General features: G+C 38.7%; 1 protein-coding gene. It reads right to left on the reverse strand.

The window, feature by feature from the left end; all coding sequences use genetic code 11:
- Window positions 1-276: 276 nt before the first annotated feature.
- Window positions 277-1,461: an IS4 family transposase gene (locus ORQ98_RS29420; RefSeq protein WP_274692391.1), complete on the reverse strand. Its 1,185-nt coding sequence runs from the start codon at window positions 1,459-1,461 to the stop codon at window positions 277-279.
- Window positions 1,462-1,578 lie beyond the last annotated feature (117 nt).

Genomic DNA, 1,578 nt, shown 5'->3' on the forward strand with positions numbered 1-1,578 from the left:
CGAGGCAAGGAATTTTTTGCCATAAAAGCGCAGAAGAGAATGATGTATTACGGCATCAAATTTAGGCCTATAAAGCCAGCCCATTCAAGGTGAGCTTTTAACCAATTGTAATAACTTTGCAGTTGATATATGTTTATGACTTATCCTTCTCACAGGCTTAACACCTGGTTTTTTAGGTGCCCGTTTCTGCTTCTTGTATTTATTAAGCTCAACATTACTTGCCAAGTCCTTTAATAACGCAATAAATTCATGATCTCCAATCAGTTGAAATAGTTGCTAGTCTTCTTTTGAAATTGCTATATTCATACCTTCATAGGTTCGTCCTATTTCACCTGCTATATAATACCCTGAAACTTCATTTTCTACTTTCTCCTCGCCATAAACACTCTCCAGCGCTGACTTAATCACACTTAGCACATTGTAAGCGATAATGGCTATGCTAAACCCAAATAATGCCGCACGCGGATAACCTAACGTATTAATTTCTGAGTGAAAATAGGATTCGACATGTTGAAACATTGTCTCAATTGACCAACGCTTTTGGTATAAATAAGCAATAAATTCTGCTCGGGCATCTGATCCAGCTAAGTTGGTAATTAGTAATAATTTTGTTGCACCATTCCTAGTTGGTTTATACAAGTGTAATGAAATTAAACGACATTTTATTTGTTTATTATCTTTACCTTGAAGAATTACCTGTTGCTCATACAAATCACCACTTTCAGTCTCTCCTCGGGAAACAGGCTCACTTAGTATGCTGTAAGAAAAGCGTTGATGCACTCTACAAACAAAGAAACCTTCTTGATCAGCTATACCCTTCAAGTGACTTAATACGCAAAAATTACTATCCATCACATACACCTGATTTCGTTTCACTTTTTGGCGTACATGAGTGAGTAAAGACCTTTCTTGAGCATGGCCATCTTCACAAGGAACAATATCCGTTATGAGGCCAGTTTCTGGTGAATAAAGCACGATCGTTTTTCCTGGCAAAGGCGCCCCGTCACTTTGGCGCAAAACTTGTAAACGCCTATGGGTTGCCTCAATGCAATTGCCATCCACAATCCTGATGGAATAACCGGGTAACCAGGATTTTACTGCTTCACAATGTAAACCTTTAATTATTCGGTCGAATTCAAGGCTTGTCTCTTCAACAAGGGCTTCCATCACGCCAGGCTCTAGTCCATTGAGTTTGTTATAGACTGACGTCAACGACACGCCTATATCTATTTTGTTTGCTTTATATGCATTACTGACCGTAGGAAAAACATTAGTAACCGTTAAACTCATTAAATCAAACAAAGAGGAAAATAGTAGATCACGTGTATACTGTTTATCTGAAACGCGAGCGAAACAGTCATTCAGCCACTCAGGTGACAGTACCCTTTCCAGTAAAGCTTGAGCCATCACAGGGATAGGTGACTGTTCCATAAAACGTTGTAGTATAGGGCTAATGCTCACGTAATTTTCCTTCTCAATATTACAAAACTAGCTTGAACCCTAAAGGATAAATAACGGTATTCCTAGCCTGTTCACTTATAAAACAGATTGGTTGTTTTATCACCTTGAATGGGCTGG

This window comes from Spartinivicinus poritis, from assembly GCF_028858535.1.
Lineage (GTDB): Bacteria > Pseudomonadota > Gammaproteobacteria > Pseudomonadales > Zooshikellaceae > Spartinivicinus > Spartinivicinus poritis.